Source organism: Streptomyces sp. NPDC030862 (genome assembly GCF_055571835.1).
Genome location: NZ_JBVIEN010000016.1, coordinates 64,212 through 84,369, shown reverse-complemented (window position 1 = coordinate 84,369; position 20,158 = coordinate 64,212). Strand labels below are relative to the sequence as shown.

Annotated in this window: 17 protein-coding genes and 1 pseudogene; 6 read left to right on the top strand and 12 right to left on the bottom strand. The window is 72.8% G+C overall.

The genetic code is table 11. The features are described from left to right. Positions 1-41 precede the first annotated feature (41 nt). From ACZ42X_RS31845 to ACZ42X_RS31815, 7 genes are all read right to left on the bottom strand, one after another. Positions 42-1,319, bottom strand: coding sequence for a PP2C family protein-serine/threonine phosphatase (locus ACZ42X_RS31845; protein WP_468297444.1), 1,278 nt, complete (start codon positions 1,317-1,319; stop codon positions 42-44). Further along, a complete protein-coding gene (locus ACZ42X_RS31840) occupies positions 1,316-2,326 on the bottom strand; it encodes a SpoIIE family protein phosphatase (protein WP_468297442.1) in 1,011 nt (336 codons plus the stop codon). The genes ACZ42X_RS31845 and ACZ42X_RS31840 overlap by 4 nt, the downstream gene beginning before the upstream one ends. Beyond that, complete coding sequence (locus ACZ42X_RS31835; protein ID WP_468297439.1) at positions 2,326-2,970, bottom strand: ATP-binding protein; 645 nt, start codon at positions 2,968-2,970, stop codon at positions 2,326-2,328. The genes ACZ42X_RS31840 and ACZ42X_RS31835 overlap by 1 nt, the downstream gene beginning before the upstream one ends. Next, positions 2,971-3,372: an STAS domain-containing protein gene (locus tag ACZ42X_RS31830; protein WP_468297436.1), complete on the bottom strand. Its 402-nt coding sequence runs from the start codon at positions 3,370-3,372 to the stop codon at positions 2,971-2,973. Further along, positions 3,369-4,262, bottom strand: coding sequence for an STAS domain-containing protein (locus ACZ42X_RS31825; RefSeq protein WP_468297433.1), 894 nt, complete (start codon positions 4,260-4,262; stop codon positions 3,369-3,371). The genes ACZ42X_RS31830 and ACZ42X_RS31825 overlap by 4 nt, the downstream gene beginning before the upstream one ends. Positions 4,263-4,469: 207 nt before the next feature. Further along, positions 4,470-4,706 carry a DUF5133 domain-containing protein gene (locus tag ACZ42X_RS31820; RefSeq protein ID WP_468297430.1) on the bottom strand — a complete coding sequence of 79 codons (237 nt, stop codon included), beginning with the start codon at positions 4,704-4,706 and terminating at the stop codon, positions 4,470-4,472. Positions 4,707-4,773: 67 nt separating this feature from the next. Beyond that, positions 4,774-5,907 (bottom strand): GDSL-type esterase/lipase family protein, encoded by a 1,134-nt coding sequence (locus ACZ42X_RS31815; protein ID WP_468297427.1) that lies wholly within the window; start codon positions 5,905-5,907, stop codon positions 4,774-4,776. Between the two features lie 306 nt (positions 5,908-6,213). Between ACZ42X_RS31815 and ACZ42X_RS31810 the strand changes: the two genes are divergently transcribed. After that, the gene (locus ACZ42X_RS31810) at positions 6,214-7,677 is read left to right on the top strand and encodes an amino acid permease (RefSeq protein WP_468297424.1); all 1,464 of its coding nucleotides are present in this window, start codon (positions 6,214-6,216) and stop codon (positions 7,675-7,677) included. Positions 7,678-7,687: 10 nt separating this feature from the next. Next, positions 7,688-8,143 (top strand): Lrp/AsnC family transcriptional regulator, encoded by a 456-nt coding sequence (locus tag ACZ42X_RS31805; protein WP_031078195.1) that lies wholly within the window; start codon positions 7,688-7,690, stop codon positions 8,141-8,143. 10 nt (positions 8,144-8,153) lie between these two features. Here the strand turns inward: ACZ42X_RS31805 and ACZ42X_RS31800 are convergent, their stop codons facing one another. Beyond that, the gene (locus tag ACZ42X_RS31800; RefSeq protein ID WP_468297421.1) at positions 8,154-8,714 is read right to left on the bottom strand and encodes a Repetin; all 561 of its coding nucleotides are present in this window, start codon (positions 8,712-8,714) and stop codon (positions 8,154-8,156) included. A gap of 298 nt (positions 8,715-9,012) precedes the next feature. Here ACZ42X_RS31800 and ACZ42X_RS31795 point away from each other — a divergent pair, with 298 nt between their 5' ends. After that, positions 9,013-9,801 carry a carbon-nitrogen hydrolase family protein gene (locus ACZ42X_RS31795; protein WP_468297480.1) on the top strand — a complete coding sequence of 263 codons (789 nt, stop codon included), beginning with the start codon at positions 9,013-9,015 and terminating at the stop codon, positions 9,799-9,801. 51 nt (positions 9,802-9,852) lie between these two features. Further along, on the top strand, positions 9,853-11,547 hold the full coding sequence (locus ACZ42X_RS31790; protein ID WP_468297418.1) for a flavin monoamine oxidase family protein: 1,695 nt from the start codon (positions 9,853-9,855) through the stop codon (positions 11,545-11,547). Here the strand turns inward: ACZ42X_RS31790 and ACZ42X_RS31785 are convergent. Further along, positions 11,508-12,257, bottom strand: coding sequence for a DUF5995 family protein (locus ACZ42X_RS31785; RefSeq protein ID WP_468297415.1), 750 nt, complete (start codon positions 12,255-12,257; stop codon positions 11,508-11,510). The genes ACZ42X_RS31790 and ACZ42X_RS31785 overlap by 40 nt on opposite strands. Positions 12,258-12,448: 191 nt before the next feature. Here ACZ42X_RS31785 and ACZ42X_RS31780 point away from each other — a divergent pair, with 191 nt between their 5' ends. Continuing rightward, on the top strand, positions 12,449-13,615 hold the full coding sequence (locus ACZ42X_RS31780; RefSeq protein ID WP_468297413.1) for a glycoside hydrolase family 6 protein: 1,167 nt from the start codon (positions 12,449-12,451) through the stop codon (positions 13,613-13,615). On the opposite strand, the pseudogene ACZ42X_RS31775 reads toward ACZ42X_RS31780, so the two are convergent. Continuing rightward, positions 13,594-15,031 (bottom strand): annotated as a pseudogene (locus ACZ42X_RS31775) (uracil-xanthine permease family protein). The gene ACZ42X_RS31780 and the pseudogene ACZ42X_RS31775 sit on opposite strands and share 22 nt — an antisense overlap. A gap of 153 nt (positions 15,032-15,184) precedes the next feature. Continuing rightward, positions 15,185-16,387: an MFS transporter gene (locus ACZ42X_RS31770; RefSeq protein ID WP_468297410.1), complete on the bottom strand. Its 1,203-nt coding sequence runs from the start codon at positions 16,385-16,387 to the stop codon at positions 15,185-15,187. 98 nt (positions 16,388-16,485) lie between these two features. Between ACZ42X_RS31770 and ACZ42X_RS31765 the strand changes: the two genes are divergently transcribed. Beyond that, positions 16,486-17,685, top strand: a complete 1,200-nt coding sequence (locus ACZ42X_RS31765; protein WP_468297407.1) for an ROK family protein — start codon at positions 16,486-16,488, stop codon at positions 17,683-17,685. 111 nt (positions 17,686-17,796) lie between these two features. Here the strand turns inward: ACZ42X_RS31765 and ACZ42X_RS31760 are convergent, their stop codons facing one another. Continuing rightward, positions 17,797-20,127: a chitinase C-terminal domain-containing protein gene (locus ACZ42X_RS31760; RefSeq protein ID WP_468297477.1), complete on the bottom strand. Its 2,331-nt coding sequence runs from the start codon at positions 20,125-20,127 to the stop codon at positions 17,797-17,799. Positions 20,128-20,158: the final 31 nt, after the last annotated feature.

Genomic DNA, 20,158 nt, shown 5'->3' with positions numbered 1-20,158 from the left:
CCTTCTCGCCTACCCGGCCCCCGGGGGTTAACCACCGCGGGTCAACCCCCGGGGCTGCCGCCCGCGCGCCGGACGGTGAGGGCCACCGTGTCGTCCGGGTGCAGGATCACCGTGTGCATCTCGTCGGCGATGGCGGCCGGGATCTCCTCTATCGGCCGGTGCCGGTGGTTCCGCGCCGCCTTCGCCAGCCGCTGTTCGCCCTCGCGCGGGTCGCGGCGGCTCTCGGTGAGCCCGTCCGTGTAGAGCACCAGCAGATCGCCGGGGTCCAGCCGGTCCCGCAGCAGCCGCTCGCTGCCCGGCAGCGGGAAGCCGATGCCCCGGCCGCGTACCTCCAGCAGGCGGGTCTCGCCGTCCGCCCGTACGAGGAGGGCGGGCGGATGGCTGCCGTTGGCCATCACCAGCTCGCCGCTCGCCGGATCGAGCCGGACGAGCTGCACCGTGGCCATCAGCTCGTGGTCGAAGGTGGCCAGCACCTCGTCCGTGCGGGCCACGATCGACTCCAGGGGATGCCCCTCCAGCGCCAGCGTCCGTACGGCATGGGTGACGTTGAGCGCGCTGCGCGTACTGGTCAGCCCGTGCCCCAGGGCGTCCACCACCGTGATGTGCACCGTGCCGTCCGGCAGGACGAACCAGTCGTACAGGTCGCCGCCCGTCGGGGCGTGCTTCTCCGCCGGCTCGTAGTGCACGGCCAGCTCCAGGCCGGGCACCCGTACCGGCGGCGGGCGCAGCGCGTCCTCCAGCTGGCGCAGTATCCGCCCGTGCGCCTGCCGCAGCTGCTCGTCGCGCTCCTCCAGCTGTACGTAGAGGGCCAGCACGCCGCTGTTCGTCTCGGCCAGCTCGTGCTTGAGCCGCTGGTGGTCCGCGGCGAGCGCGTCCATCCGGTCGACCGCCGCGCCCAGCTCCTCCTCCAGGAGCTCCACCAGCCCCGGCGGACCGTCACCGGACGGCTCCGCCGCCGAGGAACCGGAGGAACCGGGGGAGGCCGCGGGCACCCGCCATACGGCTGCCGGCCCCGGCAGCCGCTCGGCCGGCAGCGGCAGCCCGTCCAGGGCCGGCCGGTGCGGCGCGTGCGGCATGTGGAGCCGTACGGTCAGCCGGCCCTCGCCGTCGGACGCGGCCGGGCCCGGGGGCACCGTCTCCAGGAACACCGGCCGCCCGGCCTGCAGCTCGGCGGCCGCCACCCGGGTCACCGACAGCGCCAGCCGGTAGCGCGTCTCGACGGACAGACCGGCCCGGTGGGCGAGGCGGCGCAGCGTGGTGCGCAGCCCGGCGAGCGAGTGGTGCGTGGTGGTCTGCGGATTCATCGGTCTCTCGCTCATGTGTCCCTCCGTGCCGGGCCGAGGGTCAGGACGGTCGCGTCGTCCCTGCTGCGCCGGTGCGCGTGCACGAGGGCGGCGGCGAGCAGCGGGGCGGGCAGCGCGGTGAGGAAGGGCGAGGGGGAGTCCGCCCAGCGGGCGTCGACGCCGTCGCTGTGCAGGAGCGATACGGTGCCGGGCTCGGCGGGGATCCGCTGCACCCGGGGGTCCGGCATGTTCCAGCCGACGACGCCCGGCTGGCCGCCGAAGCGCCGCCGTACGCCGCCCGGCGTCAGCAGCAGCCCGCGCACATTGCCCACGGAGGACACCTCCAGCACGTCCGCCGTCCGGCGCAGCAGGGCCACCGCGGCGCCCCGGCTGTGCCGCAGCGCCCGGTTCATCGCCCGCAGCAGCTCCGGCAGCGGTTGCCCGGGGTCGCGGTGGAAGGTGCGCACGGCGAGCTCCGCGGCCTCGGAGGCGGAGGCACCGTGGCCCAGGCCGTCGACGACCAGGGCCGTCTGGGCACCGTCGGTCATCGCCACGCCCCACGCGTCCCCGCAGGCGTTCTCGCCGTCGGCCGGGACGCGTACCGCCCCGACGGCCGGTGTCCCGTCCGCCGCCCGGCCGTCGTCGGCGCCCGGCTCGCCGAGCCGGGCGCACACCAGCGTCCCGCTGCCCTCCTTCGTACGGAGGGTGAACTCGTCGGCGATCCTGCGTACGGCTCCGAGGCCCGAGCCGAGTGAGCCGCCGGTGCTGTAGCCGTCGGTCATGCAGCGCTCGGGGTCGGCCATGCCCGGGCCCCGGTCCACGGCGAGGATCTCCACCCCCCGGCGCAGCGGCAGCGGCTGCAGGTACAGCGACCCGTTGCGGCCGTGCCGGGCCACGTTGCTGGCGAGCTCGCTCGCCAGGACGGCCGCCCGGTCCGGCAGGGCGCCGGCCAGCCCCTGGTCGAGCGCCGTCCGGCGGGCCGTGGAGGCCGCGAGCTGGACGGCGCTGTAGTGGTCGACCCGGATGTGGGTGGTGACGGACATCAGCGGTCGTTCCAGCGGGTGATGACGACGGTGGTGCCCCCGCCCGGGGCGCTGTGCACCTGGAACTCGTGCATCAGCCGCCGCGCTCCGCCCAGGCCGTGGCCGAGCCCCGTACCCGTGGTGAAGCCGTCGGCGAGGGCCTTCTCCACGTCCGGGATGCCGGGGCCCTGGTCGCGGACGGTGAGCCGCAGACCGCGCCGGCCCGACGTGGCGACGAGCTGGATCTCCAGGGTGCCCCCGCCGCCGTGTACGTAGGCGTTGCGGGCGAGTTCGCTGGCCGCCGTGACGATCCTGGTCTGGTCGACGAGCCCGAAACCGGCCGCGATCGTGGCGGCGCGCACGGCGTGGCGCGCGTCTAGGAGGTCCTCCTCCGAGGCGACGGGGTAGCGGGCCGCGCCGGGCGGAGGATCAGCGGCGGCGGCCTGCGGGTCGGCGGCGCCGACGCCGGCGGCGCGGGCGTCACCGGTCCGGGCGCCACTGGTCCGGCCGTCACCGGTCCGGCCGTCACCGGTCGTCCGGGCGTCACCGGTCCGGGCCTCGTCGGTGCGGGGCGTGGGCCGGCCTCTGCCGGCGGACTCGGTCACCGGGCCCCGCTGGGGTACCAGCTCGACACCCGGCGCCAGCCGTTCACCGTGGAACGTCACTCAGGACCTCCCGCCGGGGGATGGGGCATGGGACATGCGGTGCCAGCCGAGGGCCGTCAGGCCCTGCTCCGCGTTGAGCGCGGTCTCGACACCGGTCAGCTGGAGCCCGAGTTCGACCAGGGTGATGGCGACCGCCGGCCGCATCCCCGCCACGATGACCCGCGCTCCCAGCAGACGGGCCATGGTGGCCAGCTCCATCAGGGTGCGCGCCACGAACGAGTCGATGATCTCCAGGCGGGAGATGTCGATCAGCACCCCGCGGGCGCCGTCGGCGGCGATCCGCTCGGTGAGTTCGTCGGTGAAGGCCACCGCCGACTGATCGTCCAGCTCGTTGAGCAGCCCGGTGATCAGCACGTCACCGAGCCGCAGGATGGGGACGCCCGTGGCGCGGTGCGTGGTCACGCGCTCACCGACCGGGCCGAGGCCGAAGCCGGGTCGACGCCGGGCTGATCGGTGAGCCGGATCGCCGCCGCCAGGGCGTCCGCCAGGGTCCCCCTCGTCAGAATCGTCGACAGGTCGATCCCCAGCTGTGCGATCGTCTGCGCGATGGGCGGCCGGATCCCGCTGATGACGCAGTCGGCGCCCATCAGCCGTACGGCGTTGACCGTGTGCATCAGGTGCTGGGCGACGGCGGTGTCCACGGCCGGTACGCCGGTGATGTCGATGATGGCGACCTGCGCCTCGTTGTCCTGGATCGCCTGCAGCAGGCTCTCCATCACCACCTGCGTCCGCGCGGTGTCCAGCGTGCCGATCAACGGCACGGCCAGCACGTGCCGCCACAGCCGTACGACGGGCGTCGAGACTTCGAGCAGCTGCCGGCTCTGCCGCTGGATGATCTCCTCGCGCCCCTCCACGTACGTCTCGAAGGAGAGCACACCGGCCGCGTCCAGCAGCCGGTTGATCAGGATCGCGGCGGAGAACAGGTCGGCCGAGTCGCGCGTGGTGTGCTGGACCGCGGAGAGCAGCGCCTCCTTGAGCGACAGCACGGCCAAGGAGGTGGCGGTCGGCGAGACGCCCGCCCGCGCCCGGCGGAGGGACAGCTCTATCACCGTCTGCCGCAGCTCGTTGCGGGACGTGACCAGCCGCTCCACCGGCGTATCGCTCGCCAGGCCGGCGGCCAGGGCGGAGATGAGCAGGTCCGCCTCCTCCCGCACCTCCTGCTCGCTCATGTCCGAGCCGAGCACCGACGCCTGCTCCAACTGCAGCCGGACCCACCGGTCCGCGATCTCCTCCTCGCGCTCCCGCAGAGCCTCGCAAAGGCGGTCACGCGCACTGGTTTCGCTGATGTTCACAAGCACCTCTCCCAATCGGAAACGGGCGGACGGGTTTCCGGATTCGGGTGCCGGAAGATCGGATGTACGCGGCCCGTTTCTCATGTTCAACGGCCGTTGGATCGTAATGGCGTGGCGGAACCGGAGGAAAACGCCCTCGTCGCGCCAGGCCGGAAGGGCGGTGACCGGAGCGCCGGTCACCGCCCTTCCCGCCCTTCCCCGCCCGCCTCAGCGCACGGCCGCCGTCAGCGAGGGGGCGGTGGTCCGGCCGCCTCCCGCCTCCAGCACTCGTCTCGCCACCCGCAGCGCGTCCCGTACGTCCCGCGTGCCCGTCGACACGCACAAGGTGTAGGCGGTGTCCTCGCGTTGACGCGTGAGCGCCGGATCCGGGGCGGACGCCGAAGCGGCCGCGGACAGCTCCTCGTACCGCGCGACGAGCTTGCGCAGGACCGTGGGGTGGGCCATGAGCACGACAGAACCTCCTCGGATGGATGTCACCGACCGATGGCGCCCCTACCCCGAGTTCGCGCGCTCATTCCGGTGTTCCGGCGACTCGTCCCGACCCGCCCCGGCCCGTGTACGGGCGCAGCGCCCGCGCGACCGCCGCCGCGATCCGGGCGTGCCCGGTGTCGTCGGGATGGAGCCCGTCCACCAGGTGCTCCGGCCGCAGTACGCCGCGGCCCGGGAGCAGCGACAGCCGGGTGTCCCCGGCGGCCACCAGATCCCGTACGGCCTCCTCCATGGCCGTGCGCAGCTGGGCCAGCGTCGCGCCCAGCGCGTTGGGCGTGGTCTCGGCATCCGGGCGCAGCACCGGCGAGACCAGCAGCAGCGGCGTGTCCGGGTGGCCGCGCCGTACCAGGGCGACGAACGCCCGCACCGTCTCGTAGAGCAGCGGCGCGGAGAACGGGGTGCCGGACCAGCAGTTCGTGCCGAAGGCGAGGGTCAGCAGGTCGGCGGGGAGGGCCGCGAGCTGCTCGGCGACCGGCAGCTCACCGCGCGCGGAGCCCGCGTAGCCGAGGTTCACCGCGTCGACGCCGAGCATGCGTCCCGCGACGGCGGGCCACGCGTGCGCGGGGCGGGTCGACCACCAGCCCTCGGTGATGGAGTCGCCGTGCACCACCCAGCGCGGTTGTGGCGCGGCGGGCGCGATGCCGCCGCCGACCGCCCGCACCCCGAGGACCACGGGCCCGAGGGCCTCGGGCGGATGGACGGTGAAGGGGCCGAGACGGCTCGGCGCCGAGGCGGAGGTTTCGGGGAGCTCCAGGGTGACCGTGGTCTCCTCGGCGCCGTCCTCCGGTTTCGTGCACGTCTCGCCGACGCACCGCTCGCCCTCCCAGAGCGCGAAGCAGTGCCCGAGCGCGCGCAGCGCGTCCGCGCCGTCCGCAATCTCCGCGCCGTCCGCATTCTCGGCGCCGTCCGCGTGGTCGCCGTCGTCCGCGTGGCCGTGTCCCTCCGGTACGGACGTCCGGTAGCGGATCTCGACGGCGCGGGTGCCCGGCGAGGCCGTGAACTCCAGGCGCACCCCGATGGGCAACGCGGCCCGCTGGGCGGTGTCCCACGGCAGCCGGGCCAGCACGCCCGGCGCGGCGCGCACCGCGCGGCCCCGGCACCGCGGGTCCAGCCAGGCCGTACCACGCAGAAAAGGCACCGGATCCAGCCAGCTCATCAGGGGTCTCCCTCCGGTCTGCCACGCTCGGCGAAAGTGCCTGCTCCCGGCCCCAATGTGTCGATTCGTGCGGCAGGGCGCAATGTTTCCCCGTCCGTGCCCCAAGTGCGCAATGATCATGCGCCGATGCGCAACAACGCTTCATTACAAGCGCGAAGCTCGGCGCTTAGGCTCGTGCCCCGTACCAGGAGTGGCGGCGACCGCCCGCTCGGCGGTCCCCTTCCCCCGCGGGTTGCGTTCGACGCGCCCGTGAGCCGCCGCGGAGTCGCCGTCGCCGACCCCCGCAGCGATGAAGGAGCCTCCGCAGTGCTGGACCAAGGCGCAGCCCCTCCCGCCACCGAGCCATCCGCGCCCAAGGCGTCCGGGCTCTCCGCTCTCACTCGGCGCAAGCCGGTGGATGTGCTGGTCGCAGAGGGTGGGCAGGGTGAGGGCGGCAGCCTCCGCCGCTCGCTCTCCATGTGGCAGCTGACCATGATCAGCATCGGTGCCACGCTCGGCACCGGCATCTTCGTCGTCCTCGGCGAAGCCGTCCCGCTGGCCGGCCCGGCCGTCACCCTGGCCTTCGTCTTCGCCGGTCTCACGGCGCTCTTCTCGGCCCTCTCCTACGCCGAACTGGCGGGCACCATCCCCGTCGCCGGCTCGTCGTACTCGTACGCGTACGCAACGATGGGCGAACTCGTCGCCTGGGTCTGCGGCTGGTGTCTGCTCCTGGAGTACGGCGTGTCCGTCGCCGCCGTGGCGGTCGGCTGGGGTGACTACCTCAACCAGCTCCTCGACGGCACGATCGGCGTCACCCTGCCCACGGCGCTCACCGCGCCCCCCGGCGAGGGCGGCATATTCAACCTGCCCGCCCTGATCGTCGTCATGCTGGCGATGGTGTTCCTGCTGGGCGGCGCCAAGGAGTCCGCCCGCGCCAACACCATCATGGTGGCCGTCAAGATCGCGGCGCTCGTCCTCTTCTGCGCCATCGGCTTCATGGGCTTCACGTCCGGCAACTACTCCGACTTCATGCCGCTCGGCGTGAGCAGCGTCGGTGCCGCGGGCGCCATCCTCTTCTTCTCGTACATCGGCTTCGACGCCGCCTCCACCGCCGGTGAGGAGGCCAAGGACCCCAAGCGCGACCTGCCGCGGGCGATCATGCTCTCGCTGGTCATCGTCACCGCGCTGTACGTGCTGGTCGCGGCCGTCGCCGTGGGCGCCTGGGACTGGAAGAAGTTCGAGGGCTCCGAGGCCTCGCTCGCCGCGATCATGAACGACGTCACCGGTCAGAGCTTCTGGGGCACGCTGCTCGCCGCCGGCGCGGTGATCTCCATCGCGAGCGTCGTGCTGACCGTGCTCTACGGCCAGACCCGCATCCTCTTCGCCATGTCCCGCGACGGCCTGGTGCCGAAGGTCTTCGGCAAGGTCAGCCCCAAGACCGGCACTCCGCGCGTCAACACCGTGATCGTCTCGCTGTTCTGCGGCATCCTCGCCGCGGCGATCCCGCTCGGCGAGCTCGTCAACGCCACCAGCATCGGCACGCTGTTCGCCTTCGCGCTGGTCAACATCGCGGTCGTCGTGCTCCGCTTCACCCGTCCCGAGCTGTCGCGCACCTTCAAGGTGCCGTTCGGTCCGCTCTTCCCCGTGCTGGGCTTCATCTTCTGCGGCTACAGCATGTACAGCCTCGACATGATCACCTGGGCCTACTTCGGTATCTGGATGGCCGTGGGTCTCGTGGTCTACTTCGTGTACGGCATGAGCCGCTCCAGACTGGCGACCGCAGAGAAGTGACCCACCCGTAGTGCGACTGAACGATCTCGACGAACGCATCGTCCACGCCCTGGCGGAGGACGCCCGCCGCTCCTACGCCGACATCGGCTCGCTCGTGGGCCTGTCCGCGCCCGCCGTCAAACGGCGCGTGGACCGGCTGCGGGCGGAGGGTGCCATCACCGGCTTCACGGTGCGGGTCGACCCGGCGGCGCTCGGCTGGGAGACCGAGGGCTTCATCGAGATCTACGCACGCGGCAACACCTCGCCCGAGACCATCCAGCGCGGTCTCGAGCGCTACCCCGAGATCGCGTCCGCGTCCACCGTCACCGGTGACGCGGACGCGATCGTCCAGGTCTTCGCCTCCGACATGCGCCACTTCGAGCGGGTGCTGGAGCGGATCGCGGGCGAGCCCTTCGTGGAGCGCACCAAGTCGGTCCTGGTCCTCTCCCCGCTGCTGCGGCGCTTCTCGTCCGGCTCGCCCGCCTGACCGCGGGCCGTCAGCGCTGCGGCTCCCAGGGCAGTACCCGGAAGGTCCCGGAGCCCGGCGCCGTCTTCTCGAAGGGGGCCGAGCTGATGCACTTCGGCAGGTTGTCCGGGGTCTCCTGGGGCAGCCCCAGGGCCGCCCAGCTGTAGCCGAGCCGGTCCTGCCCGCCCAGGTCGTGCACGGAGACCCCGACCCTCTTGCCGACCGCGGCCTTCAGATCGCGGTCGGCCTTCGTGATGACGCCGGAGACGACGGCGACCTTGCCGCCGGTGATCAGGCAGTCCACCCTGGCCTCCGCCTTGCCGCCCCAATCGCCCACGTAGTGGCTGAAGCGGAAGGTGCCGTGGGCGTTCAAGGGGTTGTCGTTGTCCTCGGCGTCCAGGTGGGCGTCGAAGGAGACGGTGACCTTGTCGCCCGCCGGACGCGCGAGCATCGCCGTACCGGTCAGCGCCGCCGCCTCACGGACGCCGCCCGTCCGGGCCGGTCCGTCGTCGGTGGCCAGGGCGGGGCCCGCGGCCCCGGCGGCGAGCAGCACTGCCAGCCCGACAGCGACGATCTTGATACGACGGTTCATCGTGGAAGCCCTTCCGGCCGGTGATCGGACGCCCCTCACTGTTCCGTCCGGCCCCCTTCCGCCACATCGCACGCAGGTCGGATCCGCCCTCCGCCGCCCGGCGGGGCCACCCTCCGCCCCGCGGGGGAGCTGCTCGCAATGAATCTCCGCCGACCGCCACATCCGCGCAACGGATCAACGGTCGGTCCGCAACGGTCACGCCTTGTCCCGGAAGAGCGCCGGACCGTACCGTTTTGAACGTCTTCTCGACACCCTCCCCGTCCTCCCGCACCCCGACCGAGGTCTGCCGATGCCGCCGCTGCGCACCGCCCTGCTCCAGAGCTCCGGACAGCCCGGTGACGTCGCCGCCAACCTCAAGGTCCTCGACGAGGCCGCCGCCCGCGCCGCCGCCACCGGCGCCGGCCTGCTGGTCGCGCCCGAGATGTTCCTGACCGGGTACGCGATCGGCGACGGCGTCGCCCGGCTCGCCGAGCCCGCCGACGGCGACTCCGCCGACGCGATCGCCGAGATCGCCGGGCGCCACGGACTCGCCATCGCCTACGGCTACCCGGAGCGCGACGGGGACACGGTGTACAACTCCGCGCAGCTGATCGGCCCCGACGGCACCCGGCTGCTGAGCTACCGCAAGACCCACCTCTACGGCGGCTTCGAGAGCGACTCGTTCACCCCCGGCGACCAGCCCGTCGTCCAGACCGAGCTCGGCGGCCTGCGCGTCGGCCTGATGATCTGCTACGACGTGGAGTTCCCGGAGAACGTCCGGGCGCACGCGCTCGCCGGCACCGACCTCCTCCTGGTGCCGACCGCACTGATGCACCCGGCCGAGGTCGTCGCCGAGTCCGTCGTACCGGTGCGCGCCTTCGAGAACCAGCTGTACATCGCGTACGCCAACCGGACCGGCCAGGAGGGCGACTTCGCGTTCGTCGGCCTGTCCGCCCTCGCCGGCCCCGACGGCACCGCCCGCGCCCGCGCCGGCCGCGCCGAGGAGCTGGTCACCGGCGACGCCGACCCCGAGCTGCTGCGCACCTCGCGCGAGGCCAACCCGTACCTGCGCGACCGCCGCCCCGGCCTCTACACCTCCCTGACCTGAGCCCCCCCCGCTCACCCCTCTTTCTTCACCCGTGCAAGGAGTCCGTATCCCATGACGTCCACGGTGCCCACCGCCGTCCAGCACACCGACGCGCAGCCGCCGATCACCATGTTCGGTCCGGACTTCCCGTACGCGTACGACGACTTCCTGGCCCACCCGGCCGGGCTCGGCCAGATACCCGCGACCGAGCACGGCACCGAGGTCGCCGTCATCGGCGGCGGGCTCTCCGGCATCGTCGCCGCGTACGAGCTGATGAAGATGGGCCTCAAGCCGGTCGTCTACGAGGCCGACCAGATCGGCGGCCGCCTGCGCACCGTCGGATTCGAGGGCACCGGCACCGAGGGTCTGACCGCCGAGATGGGCGCCATGCGCTTCCCGCCCTCCTCGACCGCGCTCCAGCACTACATCGACCTGGTGGACCTGGAGACCCGGCCGTTCCCGAACCCGCTGGCCGAGGCCACCCCGTCGACCGTCGTCGACCTCAAGGGCGAGAGCCACTACGCGCAGACCATCGCCGACCTGCCGCAGGTCTACCGCGACGTCGCCAAGGCGTGGAACGACTGCCTGGAGGAGGGCGCGGACTTCTCCGACATGAACCGCGCCATGCGCGAGCGCGACGTCCCGCGCATCCGCGAGATCTGGGCCAAGCTCGTCGAGAAGCTCGACAACCAGACGTTCTACGGCTTCCTGTGCGAGTCCGAGGCCTTCAAGTCCTTCCGGCACCGCGAGATCTTCGGTCAGGTCGGCTTCGGCACCGGCGGCTGGGACACCGACTTCCCCAACTCCATCCTGGAGATCCTCCGCGTCGTCTACACCGAGGCCGACGACCACCACCGCGGCATCGTCGGCGGCTCGCAGCAGCTGCCGCTGCGCCTGTGGGAGCGCGAGCCGGAGAAGATCGTCCACTGGGAGCAGGGCACCTCGCTGGCGAAGCTGCACGGCGGCGACCCCAAGCCCGCCGTGACCCGCCTGAACCGCACCGCCGGCAACCGCATCACCGTCACCGACGCGAACGGCGACATCCGCACCTACCAGGCGGCGATCTTCACCGCCCAGTCCTGGATGCTGCTGTCCAAGATCGCCTGCGACGACTCGCTCTTCCCCATCGACCACTGGACGGCGATGGAGCGCACCCACTACATGGAGTCGTCCAAGCTCTTCGTCCCGGTCGACCGGCCCTTCTGGCTGGACAAGGACGAGGAGACCGGCCGGGACGTCATGTCGATGACGCTCACCGACCGCATGACCCGCGGCACGTACCTGCTGGACGACGGCCCGGACAAGCCGGCCGTCATCTGCCTCTCGTACACCTGGTGCGACGACAGCCTCAAGTGGCTGCCGCTGTCCGCGCAGGAGCGCATGGAGGTCATGCTCAAGTCGCTCGGCGAGATCTACCCGAAGGTCGACATCCGCAAGCACATCATCGGCAACCCGGTGACCGTTTCCTGGGAGAACGAGCCCTACTTCATGGGCGCGTTCAAGGCCAACCTGCCGGGTCACTACCGCTACCAGCGCCGCCTGTTCACGCACTTCATGCAGGACCGGCTGCCCGAGGACAAGCGGGGCATCTTCCTCGCCGGTGACGACATCTCGTGGACGGCCGGCTGGGCCGAGGGCGCCGTGCAGACCGCGCTGAACGCCGTGTGGGGCGTCATGCACCACTTCGGCGGCGAGACCGACCCGTCCAACCCGGGCCCGGGCGACGTCTACGACGAGATCGCGCCGGTCGAGCTGCCGGAGGACTGAGCACCGCACCGGTCCACGGGTGTCAGCAGCATCCGGCTCACCAGGCCCACGGAGCGGTCGAGGCGTTCGGTGAACTCCTCGGCCAGCTCCGGCAGGCCGGGGAACCGGTGCAGCTGCCACAGGGAGCGGGCCGCGAGCCACGCCGCGTCGCGGGCCCGCTCCAGGCTCCAGCAGCCGAGCAGATGCGTCAGCGGGTCCGCGACCTCCAGCAGGTCCGGGCCCGGCATCACCTCTTCGCGGATGCGCTCCTCCAGCAAGGTGAGGATGTCGCCCACGCGGTCGAACTCCCTCTCCAGCGCCTCCGGTTCGCAGCGGAGCGCACGGCAGGTGTCCACCACCGCCAGCGCCAGGTCGTGCCCGATGTGCGCGTTGATACCGGCGAGCGCGAACTGCAGCGGCCGTACGCCGGGATGGCGGCGGTACTGGAACAGCGGCCGCCAGCACGCCGGCGGGCGCCCGCCCGCGGCGACCGCGTCCACCGCCGCGAGGTACCGCTCCGCGAAGCGGACGTCCAGGGTGACGGCGGCCCGCCGGTCCACGAAGCCGCCCGCGTCGATGTGCCGGTCGATCTCCTCGGTGACCGTCAGATAGACCCGGTTGAAGACCGCCACCCCGTCGCTCTCCGGCCACAGCGAACGCAGCGCCCGCATCCGGGCCACCACGGGGTCGACGGAGCCGGCCGTCGACGTGAACTGCTGGGTCTGTGCCATGGGTGCAGGGTGGCAGTCGGTACGCTGCCAGAGGTGTCACCGAGCCGTGCTTCCCCGAAACGGGGGAACCGCCGGCCGGGGGAAGCGCCTTGGGGAAGGCGCCTTCGGGGGAGGGGGATCTCACGGTGTCAGGCGTACGCGCACAGCGGCGGGAGCGGCTCGAGCGGCGGCGTACCGCTCGGCGTCACGCCATGGCGGCAGCCGCTTCGGTGATCGTCGCCGTCGGAGCGGCCGGCGGCGTGCTCGCCGCGACCGGTGGCGGCGAGCGGAACGCCACGGCCCGCGTGGCCGAGGCCTCCGGCAGGGGGCTCCCGGACCCGCTGCCGCTGCCCGCGCGGCCGAGCCTCATCCTGCCTTCCCTCGCGCCGCCCTCGCCGCCGCCCAGCCCGTCCGCCGCGCCCTCACCGAAGCCGAAGCCGACGTCCTCACCGACGCCGACGTCCTCGCCGAAGGCCGAGTCCGGCGCCGAGGGCCCGGCCCCGGCCACACAGCCCGTGTCGGGTGCGCTCTACCGGCACCCGCGGTCGCGGGTGCTCGACTGGGTGCGCGCCCACCCCGACGACTCGCGCCGCCCGCTCATCGAGTCGCGCATCGCCGCCCACCCGGCCGCCGTCTGGTTCACCCAGTACGACCCCGGCGCCGTCACCGGCCGGGTCCGCGCCGTGACCTCCGGAGCGGCTGCCGCCGGCCGGGTCCCCGTCCTCGTCCCGTACGCGATACCCGACCGGGACTGCGGCGGCGCCTCACGGGGCGGCGCGCCCGACCTCGCCGCGTACGACCGCTGGATACGGGACTTCGCCGCGGGCCTCGGCGACGAGCCCGTCATCGTCATCCTGGAGCCGGACGCGATCGCGCTCGCCGACTGCCTGTCCGCGACCCGGCGGGCCGACCGCTACGCCGCGCTGGCGCGCGCCGGCAAGGCGCTGAAGGCCGCGAACCCGCGGGCCAGGGTGTACTTCGACGCCGGGCACTCCGGCTGGCGCCCCGCGGACGAGATGGCCCGCGCGCTGCGCGAGGCGGGCGCCGCGACCAGCGGCGACGGCATCTTCACGAACGTGTCCAACTTCCACCGCACCGCCGACGAGGCCGCCTACGCCCGCCGCGTGCTCGCGGCGCTCGGCGGCCCCGCCCACCTCGGCGCCGTCATCGACACCAGCCGCAACGGCAACGGCGCGCCGCCGCCGGGCCAGTGGTGCGACCCGTCCGGCCGCGCCCTGGGCCGTACGCCCACGACCACGACCGGCGAGGCCCGGATCGACGCCTACCTGTGGGTCAAGCTGCCGGGCGAGTCGGACGGCTGCTCGGGCGCGGCGGGGGAGTTCTCCGCCGGCTACGCCTACGACCTGGCGACCGGCTGACCGCCCTCCGGGGTACCGCTGTCGGTGTCGTCGGTGCCCTCGGTGTCGTACGCGGACGTGCCCGAGTCCAGCAGGGGCTCCTGCGGGTCCGCCTTCATGTGGGCGGGGGCGAAGGCGCGCAGCACGTGGTAGCCGGTGATGACGACGATCGTGCCGAGCGCGATGCCGCCCAGCTCGAAGTTGTCGGTGATCTTCAGGTTGACGCCGCCGACGCCGATGATGATGCCCGCGGCGGCCGGGACCAGGTTGAGCGGGCTGCGCAGGTCGACCTTGGCGTTGAGCCAGATCTGCGCGCCCAGCAGACCGATCATCCCGTAGAGGATGACGGTGATCCCGCCCAGGACACCGCCGGGGATGGCGGCGACGACCGCGCCGAACTTGGGGCACAGGCCGAAGAGGAGCGCGAAGCCGGCGGCGGCCCAGTAGGCGGCGGTCGAGTAGACGCGGGTGGCGGCCATGACGCCGATGTTCTCGGAGTACGTGGTGTTCGGCGGGCCGCCCACGGCGGTGGACAGCACGGACGCGGCGCCGTCGGCGGCGATCGCGGTGCCCAGCTTGTCGTCGAGCGGGTCGCCGGTCATCTCGCCGACGGCCTTGACGTGTCCGGCGTTCTCCGCGACGAGCGCGATCACGACCGGGAGGGCGACGAGGATCGCGGACCACTCGAAGGCGGGCGCGTGGAAGGAGGGCAGCCCGATCCAGTCGGCCTTGGCCACGCCGGACAGGTCCAGGCGCCAGTGGTCGACGGCCTCGGCGCCGCCCAGCGGCGAGTGGATCTTCCCGAAGGCCAGGTCGAACACCCAGGACAGGACGTAGCCGAAGACCAGCCCCAGGAAGATCGCCACACGCGACCAGAAGCCGCGCAGACAGACGACGGCGAGCCCGGTGAAGAGCATCACCAGCAGCGCGGTCCACTGGTCCTGCGGCCAGTACGTCGACGCCGTGACCGGCGCCAGGTTGAACCCGATCAGCATGACCACGGCTCCGGTCACGACCGGCGGCATCGCCGCGTGGATGATCCGCGCCCCGAACCGCCGTACCGCGAGCCCCACCAGGAACAGCACGGCGCCGACCACCAGCACCGCGCCGGTGACCGTGGCGCTGTCGCCACCGGTGGCCCGGATGGTGGCGGCCACGCCGACGAAGGAGAGCGAGCAGCCCAGGTAGCTGGGGACCTTGCCGCGGGTGGCGAGGAGGAAGACCACCGTCGCCACGCCGGACATCATTGATCGCGAGGTTCGGGTCGAGCCCCATCAGGACGGGCGCCACGAACGACGCGCCGAACATGGCCACCACGTGCTGTGCGCCGAGGCCGACCGTACGCGGCCACGAGAGCCGCTCGTCGGGCCGGACGACGGCTCCGGGCGCGGGGGTCCGGCCGTCGCCGTGCAGGCTCCAGCGCACGCCGAGGTTCATGGGGGTGGCTCCACTTCTCCGGTTCGTTCTCCGGTACGGGGGCCGCGGCCTCGCGGCCGGGTCCCGGCCGGGGAGCGGCCGAAAAAGACCGGTCGCCATGGTAGTGCGACTTCCCCGTGAACCCGGACGGACGTGCGAGTGCGGACCGCCTCGCTACCGCCGGACTTCCGCGCCCGCCCCCGCTCGCGCCGCCGTCCGGTCGCCCGTGCGCAGCACGCCCGCGCCCACCACGAGGCCGAACGCGAGCAGCGTGACCAGGCCGAACGACACCGTCAGCGACGTCACGTCGGCCACGCCGCCGATCGCCGAGGGGGCGATGAGGCCCGAGGTGTACGTGATGGTGGCCACGCCCGCGATCGCCTGGCTCGGGTTCGGGCCGCTGCGCCCCGCCGCGGCGAAGGCCAGCGGTACGACGGCGGCGACGCCGAGCCCGATGAGCCCGAAGCCCGCCAGCGCCACCGCCGGGTGCGGAGCCAGGACCACCAGGACGCCGCCGAGGGTCGCGGCGAGGCCCCCGACCCGTACCGTGCGCACCGCGCCGAACCGGTCCACGACCTTGTCGCCGACCAGCCGCGCCACCGCCATGGTCAGCGCGAACGCGGTCGTGGAGGCGGCCGCCAGGCCCGCCGACGTACCGAGCTGCTCCTGAAGGTAGACCGCCGACCAGTCCAGGCTGGCGCCCTCCGCGAACACCCCGCAGAAGCCGATCAGACCGATCACCAGCGCCGAGCGGGGCGGCAGCGTGAACCGCGGCGGCGCCTCCTCGTCGGGCGCGCTGCGCAGGTCCAGTACGCCCTGGCAGAACACCGCCCCGAGGATGGTGAGGACGACGGCCGCGGCGAGGTGGTGCAGCCGGGCGTCGCCGCCGAGGTGCGCGGCGAGCGTCCCGATGGCCGAGCCGATCAGCGCGCCCGCGCTCCACATGCCGTGCAGACTCGACATGATCGACTTGTCCAGGCGGTTCTCGACCTCGACGCCGAGCGCGTTCATGGCCACGTCGGACATGCCGGCGGTGGCGCCGTAGACGAAGAGCGCGGCGCACAGGGCGTAGACGTTCGGCGCGAGGGAGGGCAGGGCCAGTGAGAGGGTCCACAGGGCGAGCAGGCCGCGCAGCGCGCTGCGGGCGCCGAAGCGGTGGGTGACCGCGCTCGCCAGCGGCATCGCCAGCGAGGCGCCGATCGCCGGGAAGGCGAGCGCGAGGCCGAGCTGGCCCGCGCTGACCCCGGCGTGGTCCTGGATCCAGGGGATGCGGGTGGCGAAGCTGCCCGTCACGGCACCGTGCACACAGAAGACGGCGGCCACGGCGAACCGCGCCCGCTTCAGCCGCTCCCTGCCGAACGCCACGTCCTGTGCCATCGGCCCCTCCGTCCGTCCCGTCGTTTCCCGGACCCGTAAATTATCAGGAAGCCTGCCTGATAGTAAGCTGGTGTGACGAGCCCTGAGAGGATGACGGCATGCCCGCATCGCCCAGCACCGCCCGGGCCATCAACGACCGGCTCGCGCTGCGGCTCCTCCAGGAGGAGGGCCCGCTGACGGCGAGTCGGCTGAAGGAGCTGACCGGGCTCTCCCGGCCCACCGTCGCCGACCTGGTCGAACGGCTCCAGGACTCCGGACTGATCCGGGTCGTGGGGGAGACGGGCGCCGACCGGCGCGGCCCGAACGCCCGGGTGTACGGAATCGTCGCCGACCGCGCCCACCTCGCCGCCCTCGACGTCCGCACCCGTAGCGTCTCCGTCGTCGTCACCGACCTGCTGGGCGCCCCGCTGGCCGAGGCGTCGCTGCCCATGGAGGGCCTCACCGACGGGCGGGCCGTCGAGCGTGCCGCCGCCCTCCTGGAGCGCACGACGCGCAAGGCGGGCGCCGCGCGGCTGCACAGCATCGGCATCGGGGCGCCCGGACTCGTCGACCCGGCCACCGGCGAACTGCGCGACTCCGCCCAGCTGCCCGCCTGGCACCGGCGGCTCGTCCCCGTCCTCCAGAAGCGCGTGCCGGGTGTGGCGGTCCACGTCGAGAACGAGACCAACGTCGCCGCCGTCGCCGAACAGCGCGAAGGCGCCGCGCGGGACCGCGACACCTTCGTACTGCTGTGGCTCGGGCACGGCGTCGGCGCGGCCGTCGTCCTGGACGGCAGGCTGCGGCGCGGCGCTTCCGGCGGCGCCGGCGAGATCGGCTTCATGCCGGTGCCGGGCACGGGCGGGCTGCCGTCGGCGACCGGCTGCGAGGGCGGCTTCCACGCGCTGGCGGGATCCGCGGCCATCCAGGCGCTCGCGAGCCGGTACGGCGTCGAGGCCGGCGAAACCGCCGGGGACCGGGAGCCGCCGGGTGCGGTGGCGGTCCGCGCGGCGCTGGCGAGCCCGGGCCGAGGCCGAGCGGACGCCGCGGACGCCTTCCTGGACGCGCTCGCCGAGCGCATCGCCCTCGGCGCGGCCGCCGTCAGCGCCGTACTGGACCCGGGCTGCGTGGTCCTGGGCGGCGAGGTCGGCCTCGCGGGTGGGCCCGGCCTCGCCGCCCGCGTCGAGGAGCGGCTGGCCGCGCTCTCGCCGCTGCGCACCGAGGTCCGCGCGAGCGCCCTGGGCGGCGCGGCGGTCCTGCGCGGGGCGCTGCTGACGGTCCGCGACCGGGCACAGGACGAGCTGTTCGGCGCCACACGCTGAGGACCCGCGCCGAGCCTGGGGCCCGGCCCGGGGAACCCCGTCAACGCCGAGACGCCCGGCGGCGGCAAGGGCCGTTCATCCGCCGCCGGGCATCCGTGTCCCGCTACCGGGTCAGCAGGCGCCGAGGTCCTGCCAGACACCCCACTCGCCGGTGGTGCCGGGCTCCTCGCCCTTCGTCCACCACTTCGCCTTCCAGGTGCGGGACGCATGGGACACCGTGGTGCCGGAGCCGTACGCGGTCGCCGCGTTCCACGCGGGCGCGGTGCACGCACCAGGCGTCGGTGTCGGCGTGGGCGTGGGCGTCGGCGTGGGCGTCGGGTTCGTCGGGTCGGGCGACGGACCGGTGCCCGAGCCCGGCTCGACCACCGTCGTCCCCCGCGCCAGGTCCCCGGCCAGCGCGTACGTCGTGGAGCCGATGGTCACGGTCCAGTTCCACGGCGTCGACACCGGCAGGTAGTAGTTGAAGGACAGGTCCACCGACGCGCCCGGCGCCAGCGTCTGCCACGCCGGCAGCTTCAGCGAGACGCGGTGGAAGTCACCCTTCAGCCCGCCCACATTCGACCCGGTGTGATCGCTGCTGATCACCTTGGTGCCGAAGCCGGACTGGTCCGAGGCGTTGCCCGGAGCCGAGGTGGAGTAGTCGAACTGGAACTCCGTACCGCCCGGCAGCGTCGTCTTCGTGTTGTTGGTGATCTTCACCTTCGGCGTGATCGGGTAGTTGGAGTCCCCGAGCTTGAACTCGCCGAACTCCACACCGATGTTCACGGCCTTGGTCGGCAGCGCCTTGTTCGAGACCTTCGCGCCGTACGGCGCGGCCGCCTTGAACTTGTCGTACATCAGCGACGTCAGCGTGGAGCCGGGCTCGTACTGCCCCTTGGCCGCGTTCCAGCCGTAGTCGCCGGCCAGCTCCCACACCATCGTGCCGCCGATGCCCTTGTCCACGACGTAGTCCGCCTTGCGGGCGACCGACTGCTCGTCCTCGGTCGACAGGAAGACCTTCTTCTCGGCGTTCCACAGCCACGGCGCGACCAGCGTCGAGTCGTACTTGCGCGCGTAGGCGCCGGTCAGGCGGGTGTCGGCGGGGAAGCCGTATCTCTTCAGGTAGTCGCCGAGGACGCCCTTCTCCAGGTTCTTGGCGTGCCACATGGGGTTGGAGCCGGCCGGCGACTCCTTGCCGTTGTCGTCCTTGTCGTGCCACAGGTTGTCGATGCCGACCGCGCCGTCACCGCACTTGGTCAGGCCGGAGCCGGCCGGGCAGCTAGTCGCGGCGGCCTTGCCCCACAGGCCGTCCGTGCCGCCCTGCACGTTCTTGTGGCCGCGGGTGTAATACGGCAGGCCGATGTTGATCCGGCCGGCCGGCATCGAGCCGCGGAAGTAGTGGTACGCCCAGTCGGTGTTGAGGTAGCCGATGCCGCCGTACTGCTGGCTGCCGTAGACGTTCGCCGCCGCCAGCTCCGCGTCCTTGCCGTCGTCGAACAGCGAGGCGTTCGGGCCGACGTACTCGTTCCAGGCGCCGTGCAGGTCGTAGGACATGATGTTGACGTAGTCCAGGTACTTCTGGACCTGGAAGGTCTCCATGCCGCGCAGCAGGTAGCCGGAGGAGGGGGCCGCGACCGTGAGCAGGTAGTGCTTGCCGTCGGCCGCGCCCGCCTTGTCCAGCTTCTCGCGCAGGGTCTTCATCAGGGCCGCGTAGCCCTTGACGAGCCCCGCCCGGCGGGCGTTGGAGACCGAGTAGTCCAGCGGGTTGCCCGCGTCCTTCATCGACGTCGGGTACTCGTAGTCGATGTCGACGCCATTGAAGCCGTACTTCTTGATGAACGAGACCGCCGAGTCGGCGAAGGTGTCGATGCCCGCCTGGTTCACCGAGCCGTCGGCGTTCGTGGCCATCGTGTAGAAGCCGCCGGAGTTGACGCGTTTGCCGCTGTCGTCGAAGTACCCGCCGGTCTCGGCCCAGCCGCCCACCGAGATCAGCGTCTTGACGTCCGGGTGCTGCTTCTTGAATTTGTTCAACAGGTTGAAGTGGCCCTTGTACGCGTACGAGGGGTCCATCTCGGCGCCCGCGACACCCGGCCAGGTCATGCCCGTGGCCGCGTTGTTCGGGCCGTCCGTGCCGACCGACAGCTTGTTGGCGGAGTCGACGTGCCCGAAGGCGTAATTGATGTGGGTGACCTTGTCCCACGGGATGTTCGAGGCGAGGTAGGCGGGCGTGCCGTCCTTGCCGGTGCGCCAGCCGGTGAAGTAGCCGATGACGCGGCGCTGGTGGTCGGCGCCCATCTTCTCGCGGCCCTCGGTGTCGTAGACCGAGCAGTACGGCACGTCGACGCCGGAGGTCCTGTACAGGCCGTCGGGGCGACAGCTCTCGTGGTCGGTGGCGGCGTGGGAGACGCCACCGGTGAGCGAGCCGAGCAGCAGCCCGGCGGCGGCGACGCCGGACGCGAGCATCGTGGCTCGTCTGGGTGTGGGGGACAGCACG

Bases quoted from the DNA above. Each gene is read 5' to 3' on its own strand.
- ACZ42X_RS31790 (WP_468297418.1), top strand. From the start codon at position 9,853: ATGACGTCCACGGTGCCCACCGCCGTCCAGCACACCGACGCGCAGCCG.
- ACZ42X_RS31785 (WP_468297415.1), bottom strand. From the start codon at position 12,257: ATGGCACAGACCCAGCAGTTCACGTCGACGGCCGGCTCCGTCGACCCC.
- ACZ42X_RS31800 (WP_468297421.1), bottom strand. From the start codon at position 8,714: ATGAACCGTCGTATCAAGATCGTCGCTGTCGGGCTGGCAGTGCTGCTC.
- ACZ42X_RS31840 (WP_468297442.1), bottom strand. From the start codon at position 2,326: ATGTCCGTCACCACCCACATCCGGGTCGACCACTACAGCGCCGTCCAG.
- ACZ42X_RS31765 (WP_468297407.1), top strand. From the start codon at position 16,486: ATGCCCGCATCGCCCAGCACCGCCCGGGCCATCAACGACCGGCTCGCG.
- ACZ42X_RS31770 (WP_468297410.1), bottom strand. From the start codon at position 16,387: ATGGCACAGGACGTGGCGTTCGGCAGGGAGCGGCTGAAGCGGGCGCGG.
- ACZ42X_RS31820 (WP_468297430.1), bottom strand. From the start codon at position 4,706: ATGGCCCACCCCACGGTCCTGCGCAAGCTCGTCGCGCGGTACGAGGAG.
- ACZ42X_RS31845 (WP_468297444.1), bottom strand. From the start codon at position 1,319: ATGAGCGAGAGACCGATGAATCCGCAGACCACCACGCACCACTCGCTC.
- ACZ42X_RS31780 (WP_468297413.1), top strand. From the start codon at position 12,449: ATGGCGGCAGCCGCTTCGGTGATCGTCGCCGTCGGAGCGGCCGGCGGC.
- ACZ42X_RS31815 (WP_468297427.1), bottom strand. From the start codon at position 5,907: ATGAGCTGGCTGGATCCGGTGCCTTTTCTGCGTGGTACGGCCTGGCTG.
- ACZ42X_RS31760 (WP_468297477.1), bottom strand. From the start codon at position 20,127: ATGCTCGCGTCCGGCGTCGCCGCCGCCGGGCTGCTGCTCGGCTCGCTC.